Here is a 14,640-nt window from a genome sequence, read left to right on the forward strand (position 1 = left end):
CAATGAGAAGACAAAAAACAATGAGGATGTTATGGGTGGCGATTTTGATGAGCTTTACATCAATGATTGCAATGGCCGCTGACGAGGGCCAGTCCAAACCGAAAGGTGAACCGAGTGCCACAGACCTGGCCAAGAAGGCGCAAAACCCAGTGGCGGATATGATCAGTTTGCCGTTTCAGTGGAACAGCTACTTTGAAACGGGCCCCAAAGGCAAGACACAAAATGCGATCCTAATCCAACCAGTTATCCCGATCACTTTGAATGAGGACTGGAACTTTATTACTCGCCCCATTATCCCCCTGGTGGAAATGCCCCCGCTGATCGACGGTCAAAACCGAAACCATGGTTTGGGCAATGTCCAGTTCCAGGGTTTCTTTTCGCCGAAAGAACCTGTCAATGACTGGATTATCGGTTTTGGGGCGTATCTGGAATTTCCGACAAAGTCGGGTCCTGATGGACGATTCGGTTCGGATAACTGGTCTGCAGGACCTGCCTTTGTGGCACTTCAAATGAAGGGTCAGTGGGTGTATGGTGCACTTATTTCCCAACTCTGGTCTTACTCTGGAAATGATCCGGAGGTCAATCTCACCAGTATCCAGCCGTTTCTCAATTATAACATGGCCGATGGATGGTATCTGTCGGCTTCCCCGGTCATTACGGCCAACTGGTCGGCTGACAGCAGCGAAACATGGACCATTCCCATCGGCGGCGGCATTGGCAAGGTTTTCAAAGTTGGAAAACAGCCGGTCAATGCAGCCATAAAAGCATATCACAATGTGGAATCCCCTCGGGCCGGTGCGGACTGGCAGTTGCAGTTTCAAATCCAATTTTTATTTCCAAAATAACAAAAGGACACGAGCTCCATCTATGGGGTTAATTAAAAGGGTTAGTGGGGTTAATTAAAAGGGTTAGGACTCTTTGTTTTATAAGTTGATGTTTTACAATTGCTTATATTTTATTTTCGAGGGTTAATTAAAAGGGTTGGGGGTCTTTGTTTTATAAGTTGATGTTTTACAGTTGCTTATATTTTATTTTCGAGTTTATTATTGACATAAGTATTATAAGCTCGTATAATCGCAATATTATGCCACGTCCAAAGCGTAAAATCAAAGGCGGTTACTGTTACCATGTACTCAATCGTGCCAACGGCAGGCTGCGTATATTCAAAAAGCGAGATGACTTTCTGGCGTTCGAGCGGATTCTCTGCGAATCGCAGGAGCGGATCAATATAAAAATCTACGGCTGGTGCATTATGAGCAATCACTGGCATCTGCTGCTGGAGCCGTGCGGCGATGGCGATCTCTCAGCGTTCATGCACTGGTTAACCGTTACCCATACCATGCGGCATCATTCTTCACACGGCACCTCCGGCACGGGCCACATTTACCAGGGCTCATTCAAGAGTTTTCCCGTACAACAAAATCATATAACTCGCATCCTGCGATATATCGAGGCAAACCCGCTCAAAGCGAAGATGGTCGATGATGCAGGCGACTACCGCTGGAGCAGTTTCGGCTGCCATATCGGCAGGCCCAATCCAGATATTCCATTCAGAGTGAGCGAATTGCCGGTTAAGCTGCCGCGAAACTGGAAATATCTTGTCCACCGTGATATGCTGAAAAAGGATGTCGCACTGATCGAAAACTCACTAAAACGCGGTGCACCGCTTGGTGAAACAGAATGGGTAAAGAAAACCGCCAAAGGCCTTTTGCTCGAATCAACAATAAACAAACGGGGCAGGCCGTTTAAAAAGGACTAAGATGAATAATACTTTTACAAAACAAACATTAGATTCATGTAAGACACTGCTAATAAACGAGTTGCGTTATGACTGAAAAACAAAGAGTCTCAACCCCTTTAATTCCCCCCTAAAACGCGGTGCACCGCTTGGTGAAACAGAATGGGTAAAGAAAACCGCCAAAGACCTTTTGCTCGAATCAACAATAAACAAACGGGGCAGGCCGTTTAAAAAGGACTAAGATGAATAACACTTTTATAAAACAAGCATTAGGTGCGTGTAAGACACTGTTAATAAATGAGTTGCGTTACAACTGCAAAACAAAGAGTCTCAACCCCTTTAATTCTCACATTATTGGTTTTCTTGTAATATTACTGTGCATCGGATTGTGCGTTTTGTGCATGTATTCTCTAAATAAAAAAAATAAAAGCCAGAGGTGTATTGTCAGTCTCACTTTCAATGATATGCATATAAAAGTTGAAGATGAGTATTCTCATACTTACGAGTGTTTTATAGATGAAATTCAGTTAATAAAAATCGGAGATATCGGATATCAGATAAATATTGCAAATCAAGTTCAATTTAGGCATATAGAAAAACTGTCGAATTGGCCATGCCTTAATTATATTTTAAAGCAAAAGCATAAGGAGAAAGAAACAGGTTGAAGTTGTCAACCGTAAGTCGAACACCTGTAAATCGACAATTTTGACTTGATTTGCTCTTTCATAAGTTAATAGAGTGACGGATATTCATGGCTCAATGAAATCACTGTAAGACGACAGCTACTCAAAAGGGCCTTTTAATTGCCATATTTCAGTGTCAGGGCGTACATTCCCCGCAATCATTAGTATTACCAATGAATTTAAACGAGATTAACCGGCAGATTTCAAACGGTAGCCTGTTACTCGGGTCTGGCTGAAATATCGATTATCCTCGGCAAAACCGGTGTCACTTTGGTGTCACTCTCCAGTGTGTCCCGACTGTACTTTGAGTGAATATTAGAGTGCATTCCGACTGCACCACCAGATTCTAAGCCAAAAATAGCCTGTAAATCTCTATTTTACAATAACTTACAACTACCTAAGGGACTAAAAATCCGTGTGTCGGGGGGGGACAATAATGATTAAAATGTTTTGTGAAGACAAATTTTGATGATACAATGACATGGAAATCAAGCGGTTTTGATCAGATGTGAAAATTTCTTTTCTACTAATATTGAATGGCAGGAGAATATTATGGTTTATAAAATAGAAAATTTCATAGCAGTTGCAGAAAAGTACAATGCATCCGACCTGCATTTGTCTGTCAATGATCATCCGCGCATACGGATTAATGGAAAACTCAGAACATTGTCAGGAGAAGGGTCAACTCTCACAAAAGAAAATATTGAAAGTATTATTCAGTCCATACAGGAGGGCACCCAAAAGGAACGAAGTATGCAACTCCTTGAAACGAATGGTTCTGTAGATTATGCTTACCAAATATCTTTAGGCGGAAAGCCGCTGAGATATCGTTGTCAGGTTTATCGTTCCATGGGCAGGATTTCTATCGCAATGCGGCGGATCAAATATAACATTCCGACATTTTCAGAATTAAGGCTCCCGGAGATTTATGAAAACCTGATGAAAAACACCGAGCAGAAAGGGATAATTATTGTTGGCGGAGAGACCGGCAGTGGAAAATCATCAACCTTAGCCGCAATGATAGGTTATCTGGGCAGACGTCCTGATAAACACATTGTTACCATTGAAGATCCTGTTGAATATATCTTTCGAGATACAAAAGGCTTGATACATCAGAGGGAGATGGGGCTGGATTTTCCGAAATATTCAGAAGCTCTTCGAGCTGTGTTGAGAGAGGATCCGAATATTATTATGATTGGAGAGATGCGAGACGCCGAGACGGTGCATGCTGCGATTAAAGCCGCTGAAACAGGCCATCTTGTGTTGACTTCACTTCATACCGCTACTGCAGCATGGACTTTTAGCCGAATTCTGAATTTCTTCAAGGAAGCTGAACATGATGCGGTAAGGCTCAATCTGAGTTATAATCTCCTTGCTATTATGAACCAGATGCTGATTCCTTCTGAACAGGAATCTGTCGGGCTTATCCCTGCAACAGAAGTATTTATTAACACCCCCGGTGTCAGGCAATATCTTCGGGAAAAGGAAAAGGAATCTCAAATTTCTGATGTCATCAAAGAGGGACATGATGGTATGCACAGTTTCAACATGTCTTTAGCCCGATTAATTAAAGAAGGCCATATAGGGGTCACTCAGGCAGAGGCTTATTCTCATAACCCCCAGGAACTTGAGATGCTTGTTAAGATCACAGACAACAGATAAATAAAACCGGATCAGTAATTTTCCGGACTTCGGCGGTTTTGCTGGAGATCCTGGCGTATGAGACAAGGGGTAAAACTTACTTTCTTTGTAAAAACAATATCAACAATTATTTACAAGACAGTGTGCCGTTAATCGGCCTTAGCAAATTCTGCTGTTACCGACCCGCGCGAACAGTATTGCCTGCTGCAATTTTAATTGACAGTAAGGCTATGTAACAATATAAGGACAGCTTCACCCCCATGCGGAAGAAAAAAGCCCCGGAAAAACATCCGGGGCCCTGGGTATCAAAATGCGAAATTATTTTGATTATTAATTTCTAATCAGCCAAGTATCTCAGCAAGATCTTCGTCTGCTGTCTTTATAGGTGCTATGTTGAAGTTTTCAACCAGCACATTCAGTACCGCGGGACTAACGAATGCCGGCAGGGTTGGGCCCAGCTTCATGTTCTTTATGCCCAGATGCAGCAGCGTCAAGAGTATGCAGACGGCCTTCTGCTCGTACCAGCTTAGTATAATCGAGAGCGGCAGGTCGTTAACGCCGCAGTCAAACGCCTCTGCCAGTGCGCCGGCGATCTTGATTGCCGAGTAGGCATCGTTGCACTGACCAATATCCAGCAGACGCGGGATACCGCCGATATCGCCGAACTCGAGCTTGTTGAAGCGGTACTTGCCGCACGCCAGTGTCAGGATAACGCAGTCATCGGGCACTTTCTGTGCAAACTCGGTATAGTAGTTTCTGCCGCTCTTGGCCCCGTCGCATCCGCCAACGAGGAAGAAATGGCGAATCTTGCCGGCCTTGACCGCGTCAATAACAGTCGGAGCCACGCTCATAACCGCGTTGCGGCCGAAACCGATTGTGATTGTCTTTTCAGGGGCGTCTTCTGTGAAGCCTTCTTCTGCCAGAGCCGCCTCGATAACCGGCGTAAAGTCCTTGTCAGCGATATGGGTAACGCCCGGCCAGGCTACCAGGCCTGTTGTGAAGATACGTGCCTTGTATGTCTCGGCGGGTTTCTGGATACAGTTGGTAGTCATCAGGATAGCTCCGGGGAACTCGTCGAATTCCTTCTTCTGATCCTGCCATGCCCCGCCGTAGTTACCGGCAAGGTGCGGGTATTTTTTCAGTTCCGGATACGCCAGACACGGCAGCATCTCGCCGTGTGTATAGATGTTTATGCCCTTGTCCTTTGTCTGCTCAAGCAGGATAGCCAGGTCTTTGAGGTCATGGCCTGATACGAGGATAGCCTTGCCTTTCTTCGGTGTTACCCTGACAACTGTCGGCTCGGGATGGCCGTAGGTACCGGTGTTTGCCTCGTCGAGCATCTCCATCACTCGGAGGTTGACCTCCCCTACCTTCAGCGCCATCGCTGTAAGCGCATCTGCGTCGCGGCCTTCATCGGCTGTAAGGAAATTAAGAGCCTCGTGAATAAATTTGTAAACTTCCGGATCGCTGATTCCCAGAATCGCAGCGTGGTCAGCGTATGCAGCCATGCCTTTTAGCCCGTAAGTGATCAGCTCCTGCAATCCCGTTACATCATCACCAAGCTGCGAGAGTCTGGCAGCGATGCCGATGCCCTGCGATTCTGCAAGCATTTCCTCGTATGTCTGGGGCGGATTCCAAGAGTCAATAACCTCGATCTTATGCGGCTGCCGGCCCTGGTCAGATGCTGCTTTTTCGTACAGGGCGCGGGCCTCTGCAAGTATATTGTAACCTTTCTTAATAAAGTTTACAATTCTCTCAGAATCAAAATTAACATTAGTTACAGTTGTAAATAATGCCTCAACAACATAGCGGTCGATTTCTTCCTTGCGAAACCCCAGCTCGGCCGCGCGCCAGGCGTACATCGAAATTGCTTTACTCAAATATATCAAAAGATCCTGAAGATCCGACGTCTCGGGCTGCTTGCCGCAAACACCCATTTTGGTGCATCCATGACCTCCTGCGGTCTGCTCACATTGATAACAAAACATATTGGTTCCTTTCTAAAATAGAATTCTTAACTCATAACTTATTTTATAACAAATCTTAACTGTGATCTGTTTCTGTCATATCCGCAAGGGTTGTCCCTGCAAAATAACTGTCTATCTCTTTTTGGAGCTCTTCGAGTTTGCCCCTGAACGGACATTTGTTTCTCAAAGGGCATCTGTGCTTTTCGCCAAAACAGGCGTTTATATTGATCCTGCCCTGTATCGTTTCAACGACATCGCTTATTGATATTTCTTCGGGCTCTCTGGCGAGCCTGTAGCCGCCGCTTGGGCCAAGCGTACTTTTCACAATTCCAACCGAAGCCAGTTTCTGCAGCAGTTTACTTGTCAGCTGATGGGAAACAGAACACTCTTTTGCCAGTTTGCCGGCCGAGAGCGAGCCCTGTTTTTCCGCGGCAAGCGCTGCGATCAATCTCAATGAATAATCTGTATTTCGTTTTATGATATCCATAAATTATTGTTTCTAACCTGAAATATATAGGACTATTTTAGTCTTATATAGAATCCCGTCAAACCTTTTTTTAAAAATTTTTAAATTTTTCAGCAAGCCTTTACTTAAAAGGCATATACACTCTTATGACTGTTTGAGCCTTTGCTTGTTTATTCAGTTGTTACCAGCTCATCTTCCTTATGGGCATTGGCAATTTTCTCTGCCAGCTCATCAAGCTGTTTATAGGTATCTTCTGTGGGAGCGCCCTTTTGGAGAATAGTCCCGAGAACATCTACCTTAAGATTTGGGATAAGCCCTGAAATCTGCTCAATCGCCTTGCTGCTCCAGCCGTATGAACCGACAATCGCGGCGTATTTGAGCTTCGGGCGAAGCATATTCGCCAGATGTGCCGCGTAGAATACGCCTGGGTGCGGGCCGATATGAACCGTAGGCGTGCCGACAACCAGTGTCGCCGCATCTACGAGGGAGATAGCGAGCTTACCGATATCTGTTACGGACAGGTCAAAAAGGTGCGTCGTAACGCCGCGGTCTGCCAGAGAATTGACAAGGTATTTGACCATCATCTCCGTACTGCCGTGCATGGTGATATACGGCAGAACGACCTCATTTTTCATTGACGGCGATACCCAGTCTTTATAGGCATCAACGATAAAATCCGGCTCATTGTAAACGGGGCCGTGGCTTGGAGCGATAACATCAATCTCCAAACCAGATAGCTTATCCAGGTTTCTGCGTATCATATTCCTGAACGGCATCATTATTTCTGCGAAATACCGTTTTGCCGCTTCATATACCAGCTCCTTGTTTGTTACGTACATATCGGAAGTAGCAACGTGTGAGCCGAAGAAGTCACAACTCAAAAGACACTTGTCTTGCGGAATGTAAGTACACATAGTTTCAGGCCAGTGAACCCATGGCGTATAAACAAACTGCAAGGTTTTATCGCCAAGTGAAATTTCTTCTCCGTCCTCAACAACCCGAATACGCTCTGGAGCAACATCAAGATGTGTCAATACAAGATCTTTGGCCTTGCTGCTGCATACGAGCTTGGCTTTTGGGTAGCGGGCGAGAACGTCAGGTATAGTACCCGAATGGTCCTGTTCTGAGTGCTGCGTTACCAGATAATCGATATGCTCCACAGATTCGAGCTGATCCAGCAGTTCATGTTTCAGCTCCGGATCGGTAGTATCTACCAGAGCGGTACCCTTTGAGCCCTGAATAAGGTAAGCGTTATAGCTTGTGCCGTCGGGCAGGGGGATCAGTGAATCGAACAATCGACGCTCCCAGTGGACTGTTGAGATGACTTTAATTCCTTTTGCTATTTCTCGTGCATTCATGATTTATCCCTTTTTTATAATTGTTGAATTCATTAAGCGGCTGTTTCAAACCGTTATTCCAAACTATTTTTACAGTATTAGACTATTTTAGTCTTACATAAGAATAAAGTCAAGCAATGTTTTGATTTATCGGGACATTTTTGTAAAATGACTGCCTTTGACTTAATTGTTTTGAATTAAAGGATTTGCTTTATGTTAGCAGCGGCTGATATAACATACATGGATATAACGGCGTGGCAGTGGGCGGTTATGTGCCTCTGCGCGGTGCTTGTAGGTTTGAGCAAAACCGGCCTGCCCGGCGTGGGAATACTAAACGTTACACTCCTGGCGGTCATCTTCGAGGCGAAGGCCTCTACGGGCATACTGCTGCCGATGCTGGCGTTCGCGGACCTGTTTGCCGTGGCGTATTATAAACGGCATGCCCAGTGGGCACATATTCTGCGCCTTCTGCCGCCGGCACTGGCGGGTATCGCTGCCGGCTCGCTGCTGATACGCCGGCTGGAAAATGCGCAGGTCGGCCCGCTGATCGGTGTTATGGTGCTGGCGATGCTGGGGCTCAACTACTGGCGGATGTACCGGCTAAAGGACCCCGAGAGCGTTCCCTCGCACTGGAGCTTCGCTGCCGGCATGGGCTTTGCGGCGGGGCTGACAACACAGCTGGCAAACGCCGCCGGCCCGATTATGGCGATATACCTGCTGGCGATGCGATTCGACAAGAACAAGTTCATCGGCACCGCGGCGTGGTACTTTCTCATACTCAACTGGCTAAAGCTGCCCATATTCATCTCCGAAGGCAGAATCAACGCCGAATCTTTAAAGGCCGTAGCGTTTGTGCTGCCGATGGTTATCGTCGGCGTAGTCCTGGGAATTATTCTGCTCAAAAAACTGCCGCAGAAATGGTTTAACATCAGCGTAACCGTCCTCGTCATCGCCGCGGCAATCAAGCTGATAATAACCCCGTTTCTCTAAACATCAACTGCCGCCATTTTTTGAATAAATGTATATTCATACCGTCGTAGCCGCACAATTACAATTTAAAACATTTGACTTACAACAATACTTCCGACCTTCTATCATTATACTATATAAATAAGTGATTTACAACTTTTTTTTAATAAAAGGGGTCAGACACCCTTTGATTCTATTTATCCGCTGTCGCCTGCTGATATGTCAGATATCCGCCGGTGTAGTTTCTGGCTTTGAAGCCGTTCTGATTGAGTATTTTCGTCGCGATGTAACCACGCAGGCCCATCCTGCAGGAAACGAGAACATCTTTGCCCTTATCGAGCTCATCAATCCGGTCCCGCAGCTGGTCAACCGGAATCGCGGTAGCTCCTGGAAGCGTGCCGGCCTCTATTTCTTTTGGCGTGCGTACATCCAGAAGTATCTGGCGTTCTTCATCGAGTTCGAGAATCTCGTCAGTGTGGCAGACATCCATATCCCCAATCACAACATTGTTAGCAACAAAGCCCGCGAAGTTTACCGGATCCTTTGCCGAACCGTATGGCGGGGCGTAGGAAAGCTCAAGCTCGCTGAGATCCTCCGCGGTCATGCCGGCGCGAATGGCAACGGCGATGACGTCAATACGTTTTTCGATGCCTTTGAGCCCGACCGCCTGAGCACCGAGAACCCTGCCGTCGCACGAGTCAAAGAGCAGCTTGAGGTGCACCGGCGTTGCCCCGGGATAATAGCCGGCGTGGTTGAGAGGATGCACATAGATTTTTTCATAGGGTATGCCGAGCTTTTTGAGCTGTTTCTCGTTGGCTCCGGTCATGGCTATTGTCTGGTCAAATATCTTACAGACCGAAGTGCCCTGCGTACCCTTGTATGTGCTTTTACGTCCGAAAATGTTATCCGCGGCAATTCTGCCCTGCCGGTTTGCCGGCCCCGCAAGCGGTATGAGTGCCTTGGTTTTTGTAACGAAGTTTGTTACCTCTACAGCATCACCGACGGCATAAATATCAGGATCGCTGGTCTGCATATTCTCATTTACGGCAATCCCGCCGAGACCGCCGATTTCAATGCCGGCCTCTTTTGCCAGTTTTACCTCGGGCCGAACACCTACCGCCATTATAACCATGCCGCAGCGTGCCTTTGATCCGTCGTTGAGTGTTACCTCCAGCTCATCTCCGTTTTCTTTTACAGAGGTCAGTGACGTTCGCAGCCTCAGGTCAATACCGTGCTTACGCAGCTCCTTGTGCAGCGGTGCCGCCATCTCACGGTCCGCGGCGACGAACACCTGGTCGGCAAGCTCTACCAGCATCACTTCCATGCCGCGTTCACGCAGAGATTCCGCCATCTCAAGTCCTATATACCCCCCGCCTATAACTATTGCCGGCTTATCAGCGTATTTTTCCGCGGCCAGTTTTATTCTGTCCATATCTTCCAGGTTTCGCAGCGACATAACCCGCGGGTTGTCACCGCCGGGAAGCGGCGGTCTGAAAATTTCCGCGCCGGGGCTTAGCACCAGTTTATCATACTGCTGATGGGCCTGTGTGCCGGACTCGATCTCGGTATAGGTTATTGTTTTATTTTCTCGATCGATAGAAGTTACTTCACAGCCGCACCTTACATTGACCCTGTAACGTTTTTCCATGCCGGCGATTGACTGGACATTCATCTCTTTGCGGTCAGATATAACCCCGCTAATGTAATAGGGCATACCGCAGTTGGCAAACGATATGTAGCTGTTTCTTTCGAATAAGTGAATTTCTGCCGTTTCGCTGAGCCGCCTGCAGCGTGCCGCGGTCGAAGCTCCGCCGGCAACTCCGCCGACAATTACTATCTTGAGGTTTTCAGACATTATATCTCCTGGTTTTGTTTGTTACATTGACAATTCGTTCTTATACAGTTTATCAGCCCGGGAAGCCTCGGGTCGGATATGGAGTAATATACACTTCGGCCGGAACGTTTACTGTTCAAAAGGCCGGCGTTTTTCATCAGACGCAGATGCCCTGTTGTCTGATGCGCCGGCAAACGGCATATACGGGCTACCTCGCCGACGGTAAACTCACCCTGCAACAGTACTTCTACAATACGGATGCGGGTAGGATGTCCCATCACGCGAAGACATTCCGATGCCAGAACCAGTGCATCATCTCCAAGTAATTCGAGAGGCTCTTTGTTGTTTGTTATTTTGGGATTCATGACATTAAAATATCTAAACATTTAGATATGTCAACCTGTTTTTTGTTTTCTTCATATTTTTGCTGGATCAGCAGTTCAAACTTTAGTGTGTTTTTTTTGATTCATAAAAATTTCGTGAATTTTGTTGATTTTCCGGTAAAATTATATTTTTAAAGGTTAATTTAATACTTCCCGTTACGGGATACAAATTGAGGTAAAGATGGCTTTCACAATCGGACTTGATTACGGCACCAATTCGGTACGGTGCTTGATAGTAGATATTTCAAACGGAAATGAACTTGGCTCAAGTGTTTACGAGTACGAAACCGGAGAAGCCGGGATTGTTCTCGACCCGGGCGACCATAATCTCGCCAGGCAGAATCCGGCTGATTATATAAAGGGAATCGAAGTAACAATCGCCGGCGCGCTCAAGGAGGCCGCGAAAACACAAGGCTTTGACCCTAAAGAAATTATAGGCATCGGCATCGACACCACCGGCTCAACACCCATGCCCGTAGATAAAAACGGCACCCCCCTCTCGTTTGACCCGAGATTCGCCGACAACCCAAACGCCATGGCCTGGCTGTGGAAAGACCATACCGCTTACGCCGAAGCCGCCGAAATCACAGAACTTGCAAAAAAGAAACACCCCGAATACCTCACCAAATGCGGCGGCACCTACTCAAGCGAGTGGTTTTTCAGCAAAATCCTGCACTGCCTGCGAACTGACGAGGCAGTTTTCGACGCGGCTTATACCTGGTATGAATACTGCGACTGGCTGCCCGCCCTGCTGACGGGCAACACCTCGCCGGATAAGATAAAGATGAGCCGCTGCGCCGCCGGCCACAAGGCAATGTTTAACAATGAATGGGGCGGCCTGCCGGCAAAAGATTTCCTCGCAGAGCTGGACCCCAAACTCGGCGAGCTGAGGGACAGACTCTACGAACAGAGCTATTCTGTTGACACTGCTGCCGGCACACTGACAAACGAATGGGCCCGGAAGCTGGGAATCCCCGCCGGCATACCGGTCGCGGTTGGAGCCTTTGATGCGCACCTTGGAGCTGTTGGCTCTGGTGTGGGCCCTGGCAAGATGGTACAGGTAATCGGCACAAGCAGCTGCGATTTGCTGGTATGGGATTCGTCAACACCGCTTGAAGATATTCCCGGCGTTTGCGGCGTGGTTGACGGTTCTGTGCTGCCGGGCTATTTCGGCATCGAAGCCGGCCAGTCCGCCGTTGGTGATATATTCAACTGGTTTGTAAGTTATATTCAGCCCGGCGGGCCGGAATCGGCTAAACACAGATTACTCGACGAAGAAGCTGAAAAGCTAAAGCCGGGACAGACGGGCCTGCTTGCGCTTGACTGGAACAACGGCAACCGCTGCGTGCTTGTTGACCAGCGGCTTACCGGCCTTCTGGTCGGACAGACCCTGCACACCCGCGCAGTTGATATTTACCGGGCACTGGTCGAGGCAACGGCATTTGGTGCATTGACAATAATCAACCGCATCGAAGAATACGGTGTGAAAATCAATGAGGTGATAAACTGCGGCGGCATCGCGGAGAAAAGCTCTGTGGTAATGCAGATTTACGCCGACGTAACTAACCGTGAGATGAAGGTTTCCGGCTCATCGCAGACATGCGCACTCGGCTCGGCCATCGCGGCGGCAGTTGTCGCCGGAAGCAGCAGCGGCGGATACGACAGCTTCGCAGACGCACAGGCTGCTATCTGCACAGTCAAGGAAAAGACCTACAAGCCAATACCTGAAAACGTTGCTGTATATGCTGATTTGTACAGACTTTACAAGCAGCTTCATGACGGATTCGGGATCAAGGGCCACTCGGCTGATATTTCAAATGTGATGAAAGAGCTGCTGGACATAAAAGAAAGCGCCAACGCCTGATGCTTGAGAAGCTCAAAGAAGAAGTGTTCCAGGCTAACATGCGGCTGTACCAAAGCGGCCTTGTGCTGTTCAATTGGGGCAACGTCAGCGGCATTGACCAGGAAAAGAGCCTTGTCGCGATAAAGCCCAGCGGCGTAGATTATGATACGATGCGACCGGAGGATATCGTTATCATCGATCTATGGGGCAAAGTGATTTGGGGTGAGCTTAACCCTTCTTCCGACACAGAGACACACCTGGAACTGTACAGAAACTTCGAACATATAGGCGGAATCTGCCACACACATTCAAAATCCGCAACTGCCTGGGCACAGGCCCGCCGCGGCATACCCTGCTTCGGCACCACACACGCAGACGCATTCTACGGAGAGGTGCCGGTAACCGAACCGCTGACTGAGGAGCAGATCGCCGACGAATATGAGCTGAACACCGGCAGGGTCATCGTTGAAAAATTCAACGATGCGGATATTGGCCCATCACAGATGCCGGCAGTTCTCGTTGCTCACCACGGCCCGTTCACATGGGGCAAAAACGCTGATGATGCAGTAAAAAACGCGATTATACTCGAAGAATGCGCTGATATCGCCCTAAAGACAATCTCCCTAAACCACGCCGTGGAGCAAATTTCCCGGCCCCTGCTGGACAAACATTATCAGAGAAAACACGGCAAAAACGCCTACTACGGCCAGGGGTGACCATCATTTTTGCTGCATTCTATCTGAAGTTTCAGAAGTTTAGGTCTGCTTAAAATGGATTTGAAAAAAAACTGTAATGAGATATAATTATAATGTATCCTGTTTGGAGAGAGTTTTTCTGTCCTGTCGGATTTTATTATAAAGCACTATTTCATATAAATTTACCGGAGTAACGCGATGAGCTTAAAGATATGGATAAACAACAAACTTGTTGACGAAAAAGACGCTGTAATCTCAGTTTTTGACCACGGGCTTTTATATGGTGACGGTGTTTTTGAGGGAATCCGTGTTTATAACGGCAAAATTTTCAAGGAACAGGAGCATCTTGTGCGGCTGTACGAATCCGCCGACGCAATCAGGCTGCAGATTGCTTTAAATATTGAGGAAATGTCGAAAGCCATGAACGAAACTGTTAAGGCCAACGGCATCAAGCAGGGATACATCCGGCTTATTATAACACGCGGCATCGGCACGCTCGGACTCGATCCGTTTATCTGCAAAGACGCATCTATTATAATCATCGCCGACAATGTCCAGCTATACCCCAAAGAGCTCTACGACAAGGGGCTTAAGGTTATCAGCTCAAGCGTTATCCGCAACCACCCGATGAGCCTTTCGCCGCAAATAAAGAGCCTGAACTATCTCAACAATATCATGGCAAAGATCGAAGCAACAGACAGCGGAATGCTCGAGGCTATCATGTATAACCATGAGGGCTACGTTGCCGAGGCTACCGGCGATAATATTTTTATCGTAAAAAACGGGACTATCTTTACCCCTCCGGTCTCCAGCGGCTCACTGAACGGCATTACCAGAGCAACGGTTATCGAACTATCTGATGAGCTCGGCTATGATGTTGTTGAGCAGAATCTTACCCGCTTTGACCTCTACACAGCCGACGAGGTATTCCTCACAGGAACCGCCGCGGAGGTTATCGGAATTGTAGAGATAGACGGCCGCAAAATTGGAGACGGCGCCCCCGGCGAGATCACCAAAGAGCTCAAAGACCAGTTCTTTAAATACGCCAGCGGTGAATAATCCGGCTGCCGGAGAGCTGGTTTGA

The 14,640-nt window shown here is 47.6% G+C and carries 12 protein-coding genes; 7 read left to right on the plus strand and 5 right to left on the minus strand.

Annotation, left to right across the window (positions count from 1 at the left end):
* Window positions 1-2 precede the first annotated feature (2 nt).
* The 3 genes from SMSP2_RS08975 (at window position 3) to SMSP2_RS08985 (ending at window position 4,083) form a co-directional block, all read left to right on the plus strand.
* Entirely contained in the window at window positions 3-845 is an 843-nt protein-coding gene (locus SMSP2_RS08975) for a hypothetical protein (protein ID WP_222566314.1), read from the plus strand.
* Window positions 846-1,084: 239 nt separating this feature from the next.
* Window positions 1,085-1,759 carry a transposase gene (locus SMSP2_RS08980; protein ID WP_186804655.1) on the plus strand — a complete coding sequence of 225 codons (675 nt, stop codon included), beginning with the start codon at window positions 1,085-1,087 and terminating at the stop codon, window positions 1,757-1,759.
* A gap of 1,214 nt (window positions 1,760-2,973) precedes the next feature.
* On the plus strand, window positions 2,974-4,083 hold the full coding sequence (locus SMSP2_RS08985) for a type IV pilus twitching motility protein PilT (protein ID WP_146683625.1): 1,110 nt from the start codon (window positions 2,974-2,976) through the stop codon (window positions 4,081-4,083).
* Window positions 4,084-4,403: 320 nt separating this feature from the next.
* On the opposite strand, the gene hcp is transcribed toward SMSP2_RS08985, so the two are convergent.
* The 3 genes from hcp to SMSP2_RS09000 all read right to left on the minus strand — a co-directional run bounded on the left by hcp (window position 4,404) and on the right by SMSP2_RS09000 (window position 7,853).
* Entirely contained in the window at window positions 4,404-6,050 is a 1,647-nt protein-coding gene (hcp, locus tag SMSP2_RS08990) for a hydroxylamine reductase (protein WP_146683626.1), read from the minus strand.
* A 55-nt stretch (window positions 6,051-6,105) separates the two neighbouring features.
* Window positions 6,106-6,516 (minus strand): RrF2 family transcriptional regulator, encoded by a 411-nt coding sequence (locus tag SMSP2_RS08995; RefSeq protein ID WP_146683627.1) that lies wholly within the window; start codon window positions 6,514-6,516, stop codon window positions 6,106-6,108.
* 149 nt (window positions 6,517-6,665) lie between these two features.
* Window positions 6,666-7,853 (minus strand): FprA family A-type flavoprotein, encoded by a 1,188-nt coding sequence (locus SMSP2_RS09000; protein ID WP_146683628.1) that lies wholly within the window; start codon window positions 7,851-7,853, stop codon window positions 6,666-6,668.
* Between the two features lie 192 nt (window positions 7,854-8,045).
* Here SMSP2_RS09000 and SMSP2_RS09005 point away from each other — a divergent pair, with 192 nt between their 5' ends.
* Entirely contained in the window at window positions 8,046-8,822 is a 777-nt protein-coding gene (locus tag SMSP2_RS09005) for a sulfite exporter TauE/SafE family protein (RefSeq protein WP_146683629.1), read from the plus strand.
* A gap of 172 nt (window positions 8,823-8,994) precedes the next feature.
* Here SMSP2_RS09005 and SMSP2_RS09010 read toward each other — a convergent pair whose 3' ends face one another.
* On the minus strand, window positions 8,995-10,656 hold the full coding sequence (locus tag SMSP2_RS09010) for an FAD-dependent oxidoreductase (protein ID WP_146683630.1): 1,662 nt from the start codon (window positions 10,654-10,656) through the stop codon (window positions 8,995-8,997).
* Window positions 10,656-11,021 carry an ArsR/SmtB family transcription factor gene (locus SMSP2_RS09015; RefSeq protein ID WP_222566315.1) on the minus strand — a complete coding sequence of 122 codons (366 nt, stop codon included), beginning with the start codon at window positions 11,019-11,021 and terminating at the stop codon, window positions 10,656-10,658. The genes SMSP2_RS09010 and SMSP2_RS09015 overlap by 1 nt, the downstream gene beginning before the upstream one ends.
* A gap of 178 nt (window positions 11,022-11,199) precedes the next feature.
* On the opposite strand from SMSP2_RS09015, the gene SMSP2_RS09020 reads away from it, so the two are divergent.
* The 3 genes from SMSP2_RS09020 to ilvE all read left to right on the plus strand — a co-directional run bounded on the left by SMSP2_RS09020 (window position 11,200) and on the right by ilvE (window position 14,615).
* Window positions 11,200-12,882: a ribulokinase gene (locus tag SMSP2_RS09020; RefSeq protein WP_146683631.1), complete on the plus strand. Its 1,683-nt coding sequence runs from the start codon at window positions 11,200-11,202 to the stop codon at window positions 12,880-12,882.
* Window positions 12,882-13,577 carry an L-ribulose-5-phosphate 4-epimerase gene (locus SMSP2_RS09025; protein ID WP_146683632.1) on the plus strand — a complete coding sequence of 232 codons (696 nt, stop codon included), beginning with the start codon at window positions 12,882-12,884 and terminating at the stop codon, window positions 13,575-13,577. The genes SMSP2_RS09020 and SMSP2_RS09025 overlap by 1 nt, the downstream gene beginning before the upstream one ends.
* Window positions 13,578-13,754: 177 nt before the next feature.
* Complete coding sequence (ilvE, locus tag SMSP2_RS09030; protein ID WP_146683633.1) at window positions 13,755-14,615, plus strand: branched-chain-amino-acid transaminase; 861 nt, start codon at window positions 13,755-13,757, stop codon at window positions 14,613-14,615.
* Window positions 14,616-14,640: the final 25 nt, after the last annotated feature.

The sequence above is a fragment of the Limihaloglobus sulfuriphilus genome, from assembly GCF_001999965.1.
GTDB classification, from domain to species: domain Bacteria; phylum Planctomycetota; class Phycisphaerae; order Sedimentisphaerales; family Sedimentisphaeraceae; genus Limihaloglobus; species Limihaloglobus sulfuriphilus.